Genomic DNA, 15,229 nt, shown 5'->3' on the forward strand with positions numbered 1-15,229 from the left:
GTTGTGGGAGAGTAGGACGCCGCCGAACTTTACGTGACAGTCAGGCCCCGGTCGAGAACGCGCAAGCGGTTCTCCCGGGGCCTGACCGCATTTCCAGACCTTTCCGGGCGAAGCCGCCTCAGCTCGGGCGGGTGATGGGCCGGCTCACCACGGGAGACGAGAAGACCAGCGAGGTCGTCGTCTCGCCGTAGCGCTGAGCGCGCTCCACGAAGGTCTCCAGCTCACCCGTGGAACGGCACCGCACCCGCAGCAGCCAGCACTCGTCCCCCGTGATGTGGTCGGCGGAGACGACCTCCGGCAGCGGCAGGATCGTCGAGCGGAACCGCGGGCCGTCGAGGCTGCGGACGCGCACGCGGACCATCGCCTCGATCGGCAGGCCCAGCTTGGCCGCGTCGATACGGGCGCCATACCCCGTGATCACCCCGCGCTGCTCGAGGCGGCGCACTCGCTCCGTCACAGCGGGAGCGGACAGCGACACGCGCCGGCCGAGCTCGGAGAACGTGAGGCGGCCGTCGGACTGCAGGAGCTCGATCAGCTGCCAGTCGACGGTGTCGAGGTCCACGAAATGGTTCACAGAACAAACTCCCGGCAGAGCGCGGCGCGAACGAGGAAATCCCAGGCTAACCAACCCGATCACGAGGGTTCGGCTCTGTGGCGAACGCCCCGCTCCAAGCGACGATTGACCCCATGAAACCCCGTATCCTCCAGTTCGAGACCCCCACCCCGAACGAAGCCGTCACCTACTTCGGCCGCGAGCTCGGCTTCGAGGTCGACCCCGTCGACCTGGCCCAGGACCTCGCCGAAGGCCGCACCGACGGGTACGTGCTGGCCGAGACCCGCGGGACCGAGGCGTACGCGAGAGCGCGCATCCCCGGCGCCATCCACTTGCCCTACCGGGAAATCACCGAGGACAGCACTCGCGACCTCGACAAGAACCTCGTCTACGTCTGCTACTGCGAAAGCATCCACTGCAACGCCGCCACCCAAGGTGCGCTCCGCCTGTCCGCCCTCGGCTTCACCGCGAAGCGGCTCTCCGGCGGCATCACCACGTGGCAGAACGCGGGCTACCCCACCGAGACCGCGCACCCCAGCCCACTCCGTACCCTGGAGAGGTGACACGTCTGCTGATCATCCAACCCGACGCCGGCGACCCCCTCGGCCCGCTCGGTGACTGGCTGACCGAGGCCGGCGCGGAGCTCGATGTCCGGAACCCGCCGGAGCACGAGCTGCCGGCGGACCTCGACGGCTACGCGGGCGTCATCTGCCTCGGCGGCGGCATGGGCGCGCTGGACGACGAACACCACCCGTGGCTCGCCGACGTCCGCAAGCTGCTGAGCCAGGCCGCGGGCAAACAGCTCCCGACGCTCGGCATCTGCCTGGGCGCGCAGCTGCTCGCCGCGGCCACCGGCGGCCAGGTCGTCGTCGGCGAGGACGGGCCCGAGGTCGGCCCCGCGCTGGTCTCCAAGAAGGACGCGGCCTGGACCGACCCGCTGTTCGCCGACCTGCCGCTGATGCAGGACGTGATCCAGTTCCACAACGACGTGATCAAGCGCCTCCCGCCCGGCGCCGAGCTGCTCGCGTCCGCGCCGCTGTACCAGAACCAGGCCTTCCGCCTGCGCCGCTGTGTCTACGGCGTGCAGTTCCACATCGAGACGACGCCGGACATCGTGCGCCGCTGGGCCGAGGACGAGCCGGAGATGGCGGAACTCACCCGTCCGGGCGCGCTGGAGCCGGGGAAGCTGATCTCTGTGCACGCGGACATCGCCGAGACCTGGCGGCCGTTCGCGCATCGGTTCGTCCGATTGGCCGCTGGAGAGCTCGAATCGGCGGCGGAAAGTCAACGCACGTTACCGCTGGCTTAACGGATGATGCACGGATCACTAACACAGCGTTGACGATTCACTCGATCGGTCAGGTACCTTGCGAGAGATGCTCCCGTAGGTATGGAGGACCGGGGTGGATCCCTCGCTAGTGGTCGTCGTCGTGATCGGCACGGCCCTCGTCTTCGACTTCACCAACGGCTTCCACGACACGGCCAACGCGATGGCTACCTCCATCGCCACGGGCGCGCTCAAACCGCGGGTCGCGGTGGCCATCTCGGCGGTGCTGAACCTCGCCGGTGCGTTCCTGTCGGTGGAGGTCGCGAAAACGATCTCCAGCGGCCTCGTCGACGACACCAAGATCGGACCGTCGATCGTCTTCGGCGGGCTGATCGGGGCGATCGTCTGGAATCTCGTGACCTGGTATGTCGGACTGCCGTCGAGCTCGTCGCACGCGTTGTTCGGTGGCCTCATCGGTGCGACCTGGGTTTCGGCGGGCGCCGACTCCGTGCACTTCGGCAAGATCGTGGACAAGGTCCTCGTGCCGGCCGCCGCCTCCCCGGTGATCGCCGGCGTGGTCGCGGCCGCCTTCACGTACCTGGTCTACAAACTCTTCGTCCGCAGGCGGGGCGGCCGCGGCTTCCGCGTCGGCCAGATCGTGTCGGCCTCGCTCGTCTCCCTCGCGCACGGCACCAACGACGCGCAGAAGACCATGGGCGTGATCACCCTGACGCTGGTCAGCGCCGGCGGCCTGCCGGCGGGCTCGGCGCCGCCGGTGTGGGTGATCATCAGCGCGGCGTCGGCGCTGGCGCTCGGCACGTACCTCGGCGGCTGGCGCATCACGCACACGCTTGGCAAGGGCCTCACCGACATCGAGGGTCCGCAGGGCTTCGCCGCGCAGACGAGCAGCGCCGCCGTGATCCTGCTGTCCTCGCACTTCGGCTTCCCGCTCTCGACCACGCACGTGTGCTCCGGCGGGATCGTCGGCTCGGGCGTCGGCAGGCGCGAGGCGCCGGTGCGCTGGCGGATGGCCGGGCGCATGGTCGTGGCCTGGCTGTTCACGCTGCCGGCGGCCGCCCTCGTCGGCGCCGCCGCGGGGAAGCTCGCGTCGCTCGGCACGGCGGGGACCATCGGCGTCGGCGTGGTGGGCATCGCCATCGGGATCGGCATCTACGTGCTCTCGCGCCGCCGGCCCGTGACCGCGCACAGCTTCCAGGTCCCGGAGCCCTCGGCCGCCGACACGGAACCCGACCGCCTCGCCGCCTGAAAGTGAACGCGTGCCTGCCTGCTCAGCCGATGCGGATCCGGCTACGGTGAAGGAGATGGCAGAGCGCGCGCGGACGGCCGCATCGGCGGCCCGGTACGGCTTCACCGACGACAAGGCCGACGCCCAGTTGCACGCGGCGGGCTGGTGGGACGCCGCGGGACCGGTCGAGGGCACCGCCGACGTGCTCGCGGCCCTCTCGCGCGCCGCCGACCAGGACCTCGCGTTGCAGGGCCTCGACCGCATCCGCGAAGCCGACGAAGGCGCGTGGCCCGAGCTGGACCGCGCCCTGCGCGACAATCGGACGTTCCGCGGCCGTCTGCTCGGCGTGCTCGGCACGTCCACCGCGCTCGGCGACTTCCTCGCCGCCAACCCCGGCGAGTGGCACTGCCTCGCCGACCACCGCTGCACCGTGCCCGAGCAGTTCGCCGACCGGCTGCTCGACGACCTGCGCCAGGACGACGGCACGTACGTGACCGGCCTGGCCGCCGAGCAGGCGCTGCGGACGGCGTACCGGCGGCTGCTGCTCGGCATCGCGGCCGTCGACCTCGGGCACCTCGTGGAGGACGGGCTCGACCACCCGTCGTTCAAGGACATCACCCACCAGCTGACGCTCCTGGCCGAGGCCGCGCTGAGAGCGGGCCTCGCCGTGGCCGAGCAGGAGGTCGGGGCGAGCGCCGAAGGTGCGCTGGCCGTGATCGCGATGGGCAAGACCGGCGGGCGTGAGCTCAACTACGTGAGCGACGTCGACGTGATCTTCGTCGGCGCCGGTGACCTGGGCGTGGCGACGCGGCTGGCCAGCACGATGATGCGGGTGGTCGGCAAGGCGTGCTTCGAAGTCGACGCGGCGCTGCGGCCGGAGGGCAAGAGCGGCGCGCTCGTGCGCACGCTCGAGGGGCACACGGCGTACTACCGGAAGTGGGCGAAGACGTGGGAGTTCCAGGCGCTGCTCAAGGCGCGCCCGGTCGCGGGTGACACCGGGCTGGGCCAGGAATACGCGGAGATGGTCGCACCCATGGTGTGGTCGGCCGCCGACCGCGAGAACTTCGTGACCGAGGTGCAGCAGATGCGCCGTCGCGTGGAGGACCACGTCTCCGCCGAACACGCCGAGCGCGAGCTGAAGCTGGGCCGCGGTGGGCTGCGCGACGTCGAGTTCGCCGTGCAGCTGCTGCAGCTCGTGCACGGGCGCGTGGACCCCGAGCTGCGCTCGCCGTCCACAATGGAGGCTCTGGCGGCGCTGGGCGAGGGCGGGTACGTCGGGCGTGCGGACTCGGCGGAGATGGGGACTTCGTACGAGTTCCTGCGCACCGTCGAGCACCGGCTGCAGCTGCGCCGGCTGCGCCGCACGCACTTGTTCCCGGAGTCGACCGACACCGACGAGCTGCGCATCCTCGCGCGCGCGTGCGGGATTCGCGCGGTGCGCGGGCGCAGCCAGGGCCAGGAGCTGCTCGCCGAGTTCCGCCGGCACGCGCAGGGCATCCGGCGGCTGCATGAGAAGGTCTTCTACCGCCCGCTGCTGCAGTCCGTCGCCAACGTGCCGACGGAAGCGTTGCGGCTCACGACAAAACAGGCCGCGAGCCGGCTCTCCGCGCTGGGTTACGCGGCGCCGGAAGGCGCGCTACAGCACATCAAGGCGCTGACTTCGGGCGTCTCCCGGCGCGCGGCGATCCAGCAGGCGCTGCTGCCCGTGCTGCTCGATTTCCTCGCCGACACCCCGGATCCCGACGGGGGTCTGCTCTCGTACCGCAAGGTGTCCGAGGCGCTGGAGGACACGCCGTGGTACCTGCGTGTGCTGCGCGACGAGGGCACGGTGGTGGAACGGCTCGCGTTCCTGCTGGGCACGTCGAAGCTCGTGCCCGACCTGCTCGTGCGCGCGCCGGAAGTGCTGCAGCTGCTGGGAGAGCCGGCCCGGCTCACGGGGCGCAAGCCGGCCGAGGTGGCGACGTCGTTGCGGGCGGCCGTCCGGCGTCAGCCCGGGTTGAACGCGGCGGTGGCGGCGGCGCGTTCGTTGCGGCGGCACGAGTTGCTGCGCGTGGCGTGTGCGGATCTGCTGGGACTGCTGGACGTTCCGGCGGTGTGTGAGGCGCTGTCGAGTGTGTGGGTCGCCGTGCTGCAGGGTGCGCTGGCCGCCGCGTACCGGCAGCGGCAGGCGGAGCTGGGACGCACGCCGGCGACGGTCGCCGTGATCGGTATGGGCCGCCTGGGTGGCGCGGAGCTGGGCTACGGCTCGGACGCCGATGTGCTGTTCGTCTGCGAGCCGGCGGAAGGCGTGTCGGACTCCGACGCGGTGAAGTTCGCTTCGTCGGTGGCCGAGACCGTGCGCAAGATGCTGGGCGCGCCGAGTTCGGACCCGGCGCTGGTCGTCGACGCGGACCTGCGGCCGGAGGGCCGCAGCGGGCCGCTGGTCCGGACCCTGGAGTCGTACCGCGCGTACTACCAGCGCTGGGGCGAGGTCTGGGAGGCGCAGGCGCTGCTGCGCGCGCGGTTCATCGCCGGCGACGAAGAGCTGGGCGAGCGGTTCATCGCGATGATCGACCCGGTGCGTTACCCGGAGGGCGGCCTGGACGCGACGAAGGCCCGCGAGATCCGCCGCATCAAGGCGCGGGTGGAAACCGAGCGGCTGCCCCGCGGCGCCGACCCGACTCGCCACACGAAACTCGGCCGTGGCGGGCTGGCCGACGTCGAGTGGACCGTGCAGCTGTTGCAGCTGCAGCACGCGCACGAGCAGCCGGGCCTGCGCACCGCCTCGACGCTCGACGCTTTGACGGCGCTCGCGGAAACGGGGCTGGCGCCCGCGGAATCGGTGGACTATCTGCGCGAGGCGTGGCTGCTGGCCACGCGCGTGCGCAACGCCGGGATGCTCGTGCGCGGCAAGGCTGTCGACGAGGTGCCCGGCTCGGGCCGCGACCTGGCCGCCGTGGCGCGCGTGTTCGGCTACACCGTGGACGACGACCCGGGCGAGTTCCTCGACACGTATCGTCGCGTCACGCGCCGCGCCCACGCCGTGGTCGAGGAGCTGTTCTACGAGACCTAGGTTTCACCGAGATCTAGAGTGTCGGGGTGACCGATCGCGAACCGTTCCGCACCCGGATCAAGGTGCGTCACTACGAGCTCGACTCGCTGGGCCACCTCAACCACGCCGTGTACCACTCCTACGGCGAGGTCTCGCGCATCGAACTCTTCGAATCCGCGGGCGATTCCCGGCTGCGCGAGGAAAACCTCGCGCCGGTCCTGCTGGAGTCCCACATCGTCTACCGCCGCGAACTCCGCGCCGGCGACACCGTCGACGTCACCTGCGACGCCCGCTTCGGCGACGGCAAGGTCTTCTGGATGACCTCCCGCATTCTCAAACTCGACGGCACCCTCTCGGCCGAGATCACCTGCACCGTGGGCCTCATGGACCTGGAGGCCCGCCGCCTCGTCGACGACCCTCGCGGCCGCTTCGAACGCGCCGGCCTCAACCTCAAGGTCCTCTCGACGGGGGAGCGGTGACCTCCTGGCTGTCGGAGATCGGCGCCTCCTACGACACCGTCGCCCCCAGCTACGCGGCACAACTGCGCGACGCCCTCGCGGGCAAGCCTCAGCTGCGCTCTTTCCTGACGCTGTTCGCCGAACTCACCGACGGCCGCGTCGCCGACCTGGGCTGCGGCCCCGGCTGGGTCACCGCCCACCTGCGTTCCCTCGGCGTCGACGCCTTCGGCCTCGACCTGTCGCCCGAGATGATCGCCTTCGCCCGCCGCACCCACGCCGGCGTCCCCTTCGCCGTGGGCTCGATGACGGACCTCCCCCTCCCGACGGCTTCCGTGGGCGGCATCCTCGCCTTCTGGTCCCTCATCCACCTCCCCGACGCCGCCCTGCCGACGGTGCTGGCCCACTTCCACCGCGCCCTCGACCCCGGCGGCGTGGTGCTGGCGGGCTTCCACGTCGGCGACAAGACCACCTGCAAGACCTCGGGCTACGGCGGTCACCCCATGCACGTCCACATCCACCGCCGCCGCCCCGCCACCATGTCGGCCTTCCTCCGCGCCGCCGGCTTCACCATCGAATCGGAACACCTGCTCGACCCGGACGCCCGCGTCCCCGGCGGCGTGGTCATCGCGCGGGCCGGTCAGCCCCAGTAGTTGAAGAGCGCTTCGCTCAGGTTCGCGGGTCGCCAATAGGCGACGTCCGCGGCGAACACGTGCGGCCACTCCTCCGCGTTGAATGGCCTGCTCAGCTCGGCCGCGGTCAGCACCCGGAACGTTTCTGCCCGCGCCGCCACCGACTCGGGCTCGTCTCTGCCCGCGCCGCCACCGACTCGGGCTCGTCCAGGAACACCGGCGGCCCGGCATCCTCGCCCGCCAGGTCCCGTGGTCACGCGACCGCACGCACCTCGGCATCACATGCGCCCACCACGGCCACGGTGCGGCCGCGATGCGTGAGGAGGCCCTGGTGGAAGTCGGGCGCCACGCCGTCGGCCAGTCGGAACCCGGTCAGTTCACGGCCGGTGCTCCTGGGCTGCGGCGTGCCAGATCCGCCGGAAGTCACGCACGCCGAGCTCGGTTGTCAGTCGGCGCGCATGCCGCGCCACACGAAGTCCACCAGGCTTTCCGTCGCGGCCTTCCAGTCTTCGTCCGGGCTGAGCAGCAGCAAGCCCGCCATCGCGCGCATCACCGTGTCCACCGAGGTGTCCGGGCGGATGGTGCCGGCGGCGATGTTGGCCTTCAGCAGGGTGTCGAGGGCGTCGACCAGGGACTTGTACGCGTGGGCCGGCAGTTCGGCGCTGCTCGAGGCCGCGCGCAGGGCCTTGGCGAGGCCACGTTTGGTGATCAGGTAGTGCGCGAGGTGATCGCTCGCCCACACGCGGAAGGCCTGCTCCGGCGAGCGCTTCTCCAGCAGCACCGGCACGAACTCGACGAGCTGGCACACCTCCCGCTCGTACACGGCGAGGATGAGGTCGGCCGCGGTGGGGAAGTGGCGGTAGACGGTGCCGACGCCGACTTCGGCCTGCTTCGCGATGGCGTTGAACGACACCTCACCCGAGCACGCGAGCGCCTGGGCCGCGACGGCGAGGATGCGCTCGTGGTTGCGCCGGGTGTCCGCGCGTCGCGGGCTGACCGATCCCGTCGACATCGTTCCTCCCGTTCCCGGCGGCGTCTTCCCTGTTCAAGACTCTAGTGCAGTGCTGGAGTGACTCCAGGGCAACTCTCGTTGCCAAGCGGATAGTAATCCGATAGCCTCGAAAACACGAGCTCTAGCGGATCACTATCCGCTAGTTTACGCCGGCTGTGCGGCCGGCATCTCCCACCACATCTGCGGGAAAGAGATCCGAGTGGACATCTCCCTCGAAATCAACGGGCGGGTCGAACGGCTCGCCGTCGAACCCGGCGTGACGCTGCTCGACGCGTTGCGCGAACGGCTGGGCGTGACCGGTCCCAAGAAGGGCTGCGACCGCGGTCAGTGCGGCGCCTGCACCGTGCACGTCGACGGCAAGCCCGTGCTCTCGTGCCTCACCCTCGCCGCCACTGTGCGCAATCCGGTCACCACGGTCGAAGGTCTGTCCACAGAGGACGGATTGCATCCCGTGCAACAGGCCTTCGTGGACCAGGACGCGTTGCAGTGCGGTTTCTGCACGTCCGGCCAGGTGATGTCGGCCGTCGCCGCCGTGCGCGACGACGTCGCGGACGTCCGCGAGTTCATGTCCGGCAACCTGTGCCGCTGTTCGGCGTACCCGAACATCGTCGCGGCGGTCGAGCAGGCGAGGCGGGCCGATGCGACCGTTTGAGCTGACCGCGCCCACCACCGTCGAAGACGCGCTCGACGCGTCCGGAACCTTCCTCGCCGGCGGCACCACACTCGTCGACCTGATGAAGCTCGACGTCCTCACCCCGCAGCGGGTGCTGGACATCAACGACCTCCCGCTGCGCGGCATCGACACCACCGACGGCCTGCGTTTCGGTGCCCTGGAACGGATGGGCGACATCGCCGCGCACCCCGGTGTGTACCCGGCGATCTCGCGCGCACTGCTGCTGAGCGCTTCACAGCAGCTGCGGAACATGGCCAGCATCGGCGGCAACCTGATGCAGCGCACGCGGTGCTCGTACTTCCGCGACGTCACCATGCCGTGCAACCGGCGCGAACCGGGCAGTGGCTGCTCCGCGCTGACGGGCGTCAACCGCATGCACGCGATCCTCGGCACCAGCGACTCCTGCGTGGCGACACACGCCAGCGACGTCGCCGTGGCGCTCGTCGCACTGGACGCCGAGGTGGAACTCACCGGCAAGACCGGCAAACGCACCGTAAAGATCACCGATTTCTACCGCACGCCAGGGGAAACGCCGGAGGTGGAGAACGACCTGCGCCCCGGCGAGCTGATCACCGAGGTGCGCGTGCCGCGGCTGGACTGGGCCGAAAACTCCACCTACGTCAAGGTTCGCGACCGCCAGTCGTACGAGTTCGCGCTGGCTTCGGCCGCGGTGGCGCTGGACGTGCGGGACGGCGTGATCGCCGACGCGCGGGTGGCCGTCGGCGGGGTGGCGACCGTGCCGTGGCGGCTCACGGCGGTGGAGGAAGTGTTGCGGGGCAAGGCTGTCACGCAGGAGTCGTTCGAGCAGGCCGCCGCGTTGGCCGCGGAAGGCGCGCGGCCGCTGGCGTTCAACTCGTTCAAGGTGTCCCTGGTGAAGCGCACCGTCGTGCGCGCGCTGCTGGAGCTGACCGAAGGGAGCCGTCGATGACGGACAGGCTCGACGCGCCGCTGAAGGTCACCGGGCGCGCGAAATACGCGATGGACCACAACTTCCCGGGCATGGCGTACGGCTACGTCGTGGTCAGCACCGTGGCCCACGGCCAGGTCGAGAGCATGGACACCGACGCGGCGAAGAGGGCGCCGGGCGTCCTCGGCGTCTACACCCCGTTCGACCGGCTGGACCTGCGCACGCCGCCGGTGTCGCCGATCATGGGCGAGACCTGGGTGCCGCTGCGCAACACCGACGTCGGCTACTACGGGCAGCCGATCGGGTTCGTCGTCGCGGAGTCGTTCGAGCAGGCGCGCGACGCGGCGATGCTGGTGAAGGTGACCTACGACGAGAAGCCGGCGCTGGTGTCGTTCGACGAGGGGCTCGCCTCGGCCGAGGACGCGCCGGAGTCGCGCGGGAACCCGCCGCAGATCGAGGTGCTGGCCGACGGCGTCGAGTCCATTGAGGACGTTTTCGCCGCCGCGCCGTTCGTGGTGGACCACGCTTATCGCACGGCCACGCAGAACCACGCCGCGATGGAGCCGCACTCGGCCGTCGCGGTGTGGGACGACGGCGAGCTCACGGTCTACACCGGCAACCAGGGCAGCAACCTCGTCGCCACGGAGCTCGCCGGCGCGCTCGCCCTCGACGTCTCGGCCGTGCACGTGATCAACCCCTACGTCGGCGGCGCGTTCGGCGGCAAGGGGCGCACGTCCACGCCCGCGTTCCTCGCGGCCGCGGCGGCGCAGGAACTGGACCGGCCGGTGAAGGCGGCGCTGACGCGCGAGCAGGTCTTCACGGCGACGGCCACGCGCGCCGCGACGCTGCAGAAGGTCACCATCGGCGCCGACGCCGACGGCACGATCCTCGGCCTGCGTCACGACTCGTGGTCGAGCACGGCGATGGACCGCTCGTTCGTCGAGCCGACGTCGCACGGCACGTCGCGCGAGTGGTACGCCACGAAGAACCTGTCCATCAGCCAGAAGATGGTGCCGCTCAACATCCCGCCGACCACGTTCATGCGGGCGCCGGGCGAGGCGCCGGGCTCGTTCGCGCTGGAGAGCGCGATGGACGAGCTCGCCGTCGCGCTCGACATGGACCCGATCGAGCTGCGCGTGCGCAACAGCTCGCTCGCGCCGCCCGGCAAGGACCTGCAGTGGTCGAGCAAGCACCTCGACGAGTGCTTCGCCATCGGCGCGCGCGAGTTCGGCTGGACTTCGCGGCCGAAGGGGCGCGTCGACGGCGACTGGTTCGTCGGTGTCGGCATGGCGACCGCGATGTTCCCCGCCCTGCGTTTCCCCGCGACGGTCGGCATCACGCTCCACGCGGACGGCACCGCCGAGGTCGCCACCAGCGGCGCCGACCCGGGGACGGGCCTGCTGAACGTGATGTCGTCGGTGGGTGCGGAGTCACTGGACCTCGCGCCGTCCCTCATCACCCCTCGCCTGGGCGACTCGAAGCTGCCCCCGGGCGGCATGTCCGGCGGCTCCACCGCGACGGCCAGCGTCGGCACCGCGATCATGCTCGCGGCGAGCGAGGTCCTCGACGCGCTACTGGCCTTGGCCTCCGCGCCGGGCGCCCCGTTCGCGGGTCAGGAGGTGACCTACGCCGACGGCCACATCCACGGCGACACCGACACCATGCCCTTCGGCTCGCTGCTGCGTGCGGTCGGCCGGGATTCCTTGTCCGCCACCGGCTCCTCGGCCCCGGGCGAAGAACTGACGAAACACTCGTTCAGCTCCTTCGGCGCCCAGTTCTGCGAGGTCCGCGTCCACCGCCTCACCGGCGAAGCCCGCGTCTCGCGGCTCCTCGGCGTCTTCGACGGCGGCCGCATCATCAACGACAAGCTCGCCCGCAGCCAAATCAAGGGCGGCATGATCTGGGGCGTCTCCGCCGCGCTGCACGAGGCCCTCGAACTCGACACCTGGGGCCGCTTCGCCACGGGCGACTTCGCGAGCTACCTCCTGCCGGTCAACGCCGACATCCCCGACATCGACGTCCACTTCGTCCAGTACCCCGACACCTTCCACAACGCCGTCGGCGCCCGCGGCATCGGCGAAATCGCCACCGTCGGCGTCGCCGCCGCCATCGCCAACGCCATCTACAACGCGACCGGCGTGCGGGTCCGCCACATCCCGATCATGGTGGAGGACCTGCTGGTGGACTGAGCTATCCGGCGGGGGTGCGAAAACGGGACGGCGGCCGAGGTATAACCTCGACCGCCGTCCCGCGTTTCGCCGCGCGCCGCCGGCGGCCCGGACGGTTGCGCCGTACGCAGTGGCATGGCGTGCTCCGGGAAGCCAGGCTTCACCAGCAGGACATTCGCTACCCGTTCGCTCCGCCCCGCGGCCGGCTGTGGGCCGCGTTGTGGCGGCGGTTGACCGCTCCGCCCGTCGTGGCCTCTGCCAAGGCCTGCGACCCTGGCGAATCTGACGACCGCACAAAAATCGGGACGGCGGCCGAGGTATTCCCTCGACCGCCGTCCCGCGTCTCAGTTGGCCGTCAGGTCACGGCCGGCCGATCACACGTCGTAGTAGAGCGCGAACTCGTACGGGTGCGGGCGCAGCCGCAGCGGGTCGATCTCGTTTTCGCGCTTGTAGGAGATCCAGGTGTCGATCACGTCGGGCGTGAAGACGCCGCCCTCGAGCAGGAAGTCGTGGTCGGCTTCCAGGGTGTCGAGGACCGTGCCGAGGTCGCCGGGGACGAGCTTGACGTTCTTGGCTTCCTCGGGCGGGAGCTCGTAGAGGTCCTTGTCGATGGGCTCCGGCGGCTCGATCTTGTTCTTGATGCCGTCGAGGCCGGCCATCATCATCGCGGAGAAGGCCAGGTACGGGTTGCCCGACGAGTCCGGGCAGCGGAACTCGGCGCGCTTGGCCTTCGGGTTGTTGCCCGTGATGGGGATGCGGACACACGCCGAACGGTTGCGCTGCGAGTAGACCAGCGAAACCGGCGCCTCGAAGCCCGGCACGAGGCGGTGGTACGAGTTCACCGTCGGGTTCGTGAAGGCCAGCAGGCTCGGGGCGTGCTTGAGCAGGCCGCCGATGTAGTGGCGCGCCGTGTCGGACAGGCCCGCGTAGCCGGACTCGTCGTGGAACAGCGGCTGGCCGTCCTTCCACAGCGACTGGTGGCAGTGCATGCCCGAGCCGTTGTCGCCGGCGAGCGGCTTCGGCATGAACGTCGCGGTCTTGCCGGCGGCGAACACGGTGTTCTTCACGATGTACTTGAACAGCTGCAGGTCGTCGGCAGCGTGCAGCAGCGTGTTGAACTTGTAGTTGATCTCCGTCTGGCCGGCGGTGCCCACCTCGTGGTGCGCGCGCTCGATCTCGAAGCCGGAGCCCTGCAGCTGGCGGACGATGTCGTCACGCAGGTCGGCGAAGTGGTCGACCGGCGGGACGGGGAAGTAGCCGCCCTTGAACTTCGTCTTGTAGCCCTGGTTGCCACCGACCTCGTCGGCGCCGGTGTTCCACCAGCCCTCGACCGAGTCGATCTCGTGGAACGACGCGTGCTCGGCCGAGTCGAAGCGCACGGAGTCGAAGATGTAGAACTCCGCCTCCGGGCCGAAGTACACGTTGTCGGCCACGCCGTACTCGGCGATGTACTGCTCGGCCTTGCGCGCGATGTTGCGCGGGTCGCGGCTGTAGGCCTCACGCGTGAACGGGTCGTGCACGAAGAAGTTCAGCGAGAGCGTCTTCGCCTTGCGGAACGGGTCGATGCGCGCGGTCTCGGGGTCCGGCAGCAGCAGCATGTCGGACTCGTGGATCGACTGGAAGCCGCGCACGGACGAACCGTCGAACGCCAGGCCCTCTTCGTAGGCCTCGAGGTCGAAGGCCTTCGCGGGCACCGTGAAGTGCTGCATCACGCCCGGCAGGTCGCAGAACCTGACGTCGATGGACTCCACCTTCTCGTCGGCGATCAGGCGCTGGATGTCGTCTGGAGTAGTGGGCACCCTCGGTGACTCCTTCTTCGATCGAGCTCGCTCGGCAGTACTCTCTTCGGCTCACGCTAAGAGTGCGGTGTTGCCCGACCGTCACCCGTATGTTTCACACACGTTAACGGGTGGCGTGACACGCGCCATCCGACCAGGGCGGATGTGGTGTGCGCCACCGGCATACCCTGGACGGGTGGCGAGATGGACGGGCGAATGGCTCCCCGGGACCGGCAGCGGACCGGGCTCGGAAAACCGAACCGCGTCGAAATGGCCCGGTGAAACGTTCGGTCTGCCCGAATCCGGCGCCGGGTCCGTCGCCGGATTCGGTTCGCGCCTGCTGGCCCTGGTCATCGACCTGGTGCTCGCGGGCCTGATCACCACACTGTTCGTGCGCTACGACCTGCAGGACGTCGCCGCGATGCAGACGTTCAACTGGTGGGCCGGCGTCGTCTGGGCCGTCATCACGACCGTGCCGGCGATGTTCTTCGGCTTCACGCCCGGCATGGGCGCCATCGGTGTCCGCGTCGCGCGCCTCGACGGCGCCACGATGGTCGGCCCGTGGCGCGCGGTGGTGCGGATGGTGCTGACGGTCGTGATCCTGCCCGCCCTCGTCCGCAACGCCGACGGCCGCAGCTGGCTCGACCGCGTGACCGGCACCGTCGTGATCCGGATGCGCTGACCGCGGAACCCGACGAAAAAGGCCTCCCACTCGGCGACGAGTCGGGAGGCCTTTTCCGTGGACCAGGGTCAGCGACGGCGGATCGTCCGCTGCACGTTGCGCATCTTCGCGCCGGCGGGCATCGGGCCCTTCGGCATGGCCGCCCCGCGGTTGCCGAGGGCCGCGAGCTTGGCCTCCAGCGCGTCGACCTGCGGCGGCTTGAGGTTGCGCGGCAGCTTCATCAGCGTGCTCTGCAGCTTCTTGAGCGGGATCTCGTTCTCGGCGTTGCCGATGGTGTAGTCGTAGATCGGCGTGTCGCCGATCAGGCGCGACACGCGCTTCTTCTCCTGCGAGAGGAGCGCCTTCACGCGGTGCGGCGCGCCCTCGGCCACGAGGATCACGCCGGGCGCGCCGAGCACGCGGTGCACGGCGTCGAGCTGCGTGGTCGCGGCGACGGTCGGCGTCACCCGCCAGCTGCCGCGCATGTTCTCCAGCGCCCACGCGCCGGCGCCGGGCTGGCCGTCGGCCTTCGAGTACACCGTCTTCTGCACGCGGCGCCCGAAGATGATCACCGCGAGCAGCACGCCCAGCACGATGCCCAGCGGCAACAGCGCCCACTGCACGTTGAAGATGAACCCGACACCGAACAGGACGCCCGCGACGACCACGATCGAGCCGGCCATCCAAGGAATCAGCATCGGGTCTTCGCGGCGTTGCATCTTGAACGCCTCGAAGAGCTGCCCGCGCCGCGCCTTGCCGGCCGCGCGCTTCTCCTGCTTGGCCAGCTTGGCCGCTTCCTTGTCCTGCTTTCCCGCCATCTGACCAGGATACGGCCGCGTGCCCTGC

The 15,229-nt window shown here is 70.2% G+C and carries 15 protein-coding genes; 10 read left to right on the plus strand and 5 right to left on the minus strand.

Annotated features, from left to right (window positions below; all coding sequences use genetic code 11):
- Positions 1-118 precede the first annotated feature (118 nt).
- A complete protein-coding gene (locus AB0K15_RS39770) occupies positions 119-562 on the minus strand; it encodes an Lrp/AsnC family transcriptional regulator (protein WP_364063364.1) in 444 nt (147 codons plus the stop codon).
- A 125-nt stretch (positions 563-687) separates the two neighbouring features.
- Between AB0K15_RS39770 and AB0K15_RS39775 the strand changes: the two genes are divergently transcribed.
- The 6 genes from AB0K15_RS39775 to AB0K15_RS39800 all read left to right on the plus strand — a co-directional run bounded on the left by AB0K15_RS39775 (position 688) and on the right by AB0K15_RS39800 (position 7,205).
- Positions 688-1,116: a rhodanese-like domain-containing protein gene (locus tag AB0K15_RS39775; protein WP_364063123.1), complete on the plus strand. Its 429-nt coding sequence runs from the start codon at positions 688-690 to the stop codon at positions 1,114-1,116.
- Positions 1,113-1,862 (plus strand): type 1 glutamine amidotransferase, encoded by a 750-nt coding sequence (locus AB0K15_RS39780; RefSeq protein WP_364063126.1) that lies wholly within the window; start codon positions 1,113-1,115, stop codon positions 1,860-1,862. Before AB0K15_RS39775 ends, AB0K15_RS39780 begins: the two co-directional genes overlap by 4 nt.
- Before the next feature lie 94 nt (positions 1,863-1,956).
- Positions 1,957-3,087 carry an inorganic phosphate transporter gene (locus AB0K15_RS39785; protein ID WP_364063129.1) on the plus strand — a complete coding sequence of 377 codons (1,131 nt, stop codon included), beginning with the start codon at positions 1,957-1,959 and terminating at the stop codon, positions 3,085-3,087.
- A gap of 55 nt (positions 3,088-3,142) precedes the next feature.
- Positions 3,143-6,118, plus strand: coding sequence for a bifunctional [glutamine synthetase] adenylyltransferase/[glutamine synthetase]-adenylyl-L-tyrosine phosphorylase (locus tag AB0K15_RS39790; RefSeq protein WP_364063132.1), 2,976 nt, complete (start codon positions 3,143-3,145; stop codon positions 6,116-6,118).
- 26 nt (positions 6,119-6,144) lie between these two features.
- The gene (locus AB0K15_RS39795) at positions 6,145-6,576 is read left to right on the plus strand and encodes an acyl-CoA thioesterase (RefSeq protein WP_364063135.1); all 432 of its coding nucleotides are present in this window, start codon (positions 6,145-6,147) and stop codon (positions 6,574-6,576) included.
- Positions 6,573-7,205 carry a class I SAM-dependent methyltransferase gene (locus tag AB0K15_RS39800; protein ID WP_364063138.1) on the plus strand — a complete coding sequence of 211 codons (633 nt, stop codon included), beginning with the start codon at positions 6,573-6,575 and terminating at the stop codon, positions 7,203-7,205. The genes AB0K15_RS39795 and AB0K15_RS39800 overlap by 4 nt, the downstream gene beginning before the upstream one ends.
- Here AB0K15_RS39800 and AB0K15_RS39805 read toward each other — a convergent pair.
- The gene (locus tag AB0K15_RS39805) at positions 7,193-7,345 is read right to left on the minus strand and encodes a hypothetical protein (protein ID WP_364063141.1); all 153 of its coding nucleotides are present in this window, start codon (positions 7,343-7,345) and stop codon (positions 7,193-7,195) included. The genes AB0K15_RS39800 and AB0K15_RS39805 overlap by 13 nt on opposite strands.
- 284 nt (positions 7,346-7,629) lie before the next feature.
- The gene (locus tag AB0K15_RS39810) at positions 7,630-8,196 is read right to left on the minus strand and encodes a TetR/AcrR family transcriptional regulator (protein ID WP_364063144.1); all 567 of its coding nucleotides are present in this window, start codon (positions 8,194-8,196) and stop codon (positions 7,630-7,632) included.
- A 199-nt stretch (positions 8,197-8,395) separates the two neighbouring features.
- Between AB0K15_RS39810 and AB0K15_RS39815 the strand changes: the two genes are divergently transcribed.
- The 3 genes from AB0K15_RS39815 to AB0K15_RS39825 are packed head-to-tail and all read left to right on the plus strand — an operon-like array spanning position 8,396 to position 11,965.
- The gene (locus tag AB0K15_RS39815; RefSeq protein WP_364063147.1) at positions 8,396-8,848 is read left to right on the plus strand and encodes a (2Fe-2S)-binding protein; all 453 of its coding nucleotides are present in this window, start codon (positions 8,396-8,398) and stop codon (positions 8,846-8,848) included.
- Positions 8,835-9,797, plus strand: a complete 963-nt coding sequence (locus tag AB0K15_RS39820; RefSeq protein ID WP_364063150.1) for a xanthine dehydrogenase family protein subunit M — start codon at positions 8,835-8,837, stop codon at positions 9,795-9,797. Before AB0K15_RS39815 ends, AB0K15_RS39820 begins: the two co-directional genes overlap by 14 nt.
- Entirely contained in the window at positions 9,794-11,965 is a 2,172-nt protein-coding gene (locus AB0K15_RS39825) for a xanthine dehydrogenase family protein molybdopterin-binding subunit (protein ID WP_364063153.1), read from the plus strand. Before AB0K15_RS39820 ends, AB0K15_RS39825 begins: the two co-directional genes overlap by 4 nt.
- A gap of 353 nt (positions 11,966-12,318) precedes the next feature.
- Here the strand turns inward: AB0K15_RS39825 and glnA are convergent, their stop codons facing one another.
- Entirely contained in the window at positions 12,319-13,743 is a 1,425-nt protein-coding gene (glnA, locus tag AB0K15_RS39830; RefSeq protein ID WP_364063156.1) for a type I glutamate--ammonia ligase, read from the minus strand.
- Positions 13,744-13,918: 175 nt separating this feature from the next.
- Here glnA and AB0K15_RS39835 point away from each other — a divergent pair, with 175 nt between their 5' ends.
- Entirely contained in the window at positions 13,919-14,404 is a 486-nt protein-coding gene (locus tag AB0K15_RS39835) for an RDD family protein (RefSeq protein ID WP_364063159.1), read from the plus strand.
- A 68-nt stretch (positions 14,405-14,472) separates the two neighbouring features.
- On the opposite strand, the gene AB0K15_RS39840 is transcribed toward AB0K15_RS39835, so the two are convergent.
- Positions 14,473-15,201 (minus strand): DUF4191 domain-containing protein, encoded by a 729-nt coding sequence (locus AB0K15_RS39840; protein ID WP_364063162.1) that lies wholly within the window; start codon positions 15,199-15,201, stop codon positions 14,473-14,475.
- Positions 15,202-15,229 lie beyond the last annotated feature (28 nt).

Source organism: Amycolatopsis sp. NPDC049253, assembly GCF_040678995.1.
Taxonomy (GTDB): Bacteria; Actinomycetota; Actinomycetes; order Mycobacteriales; family Pseudonocardiaceae; genus Amycolatopsis.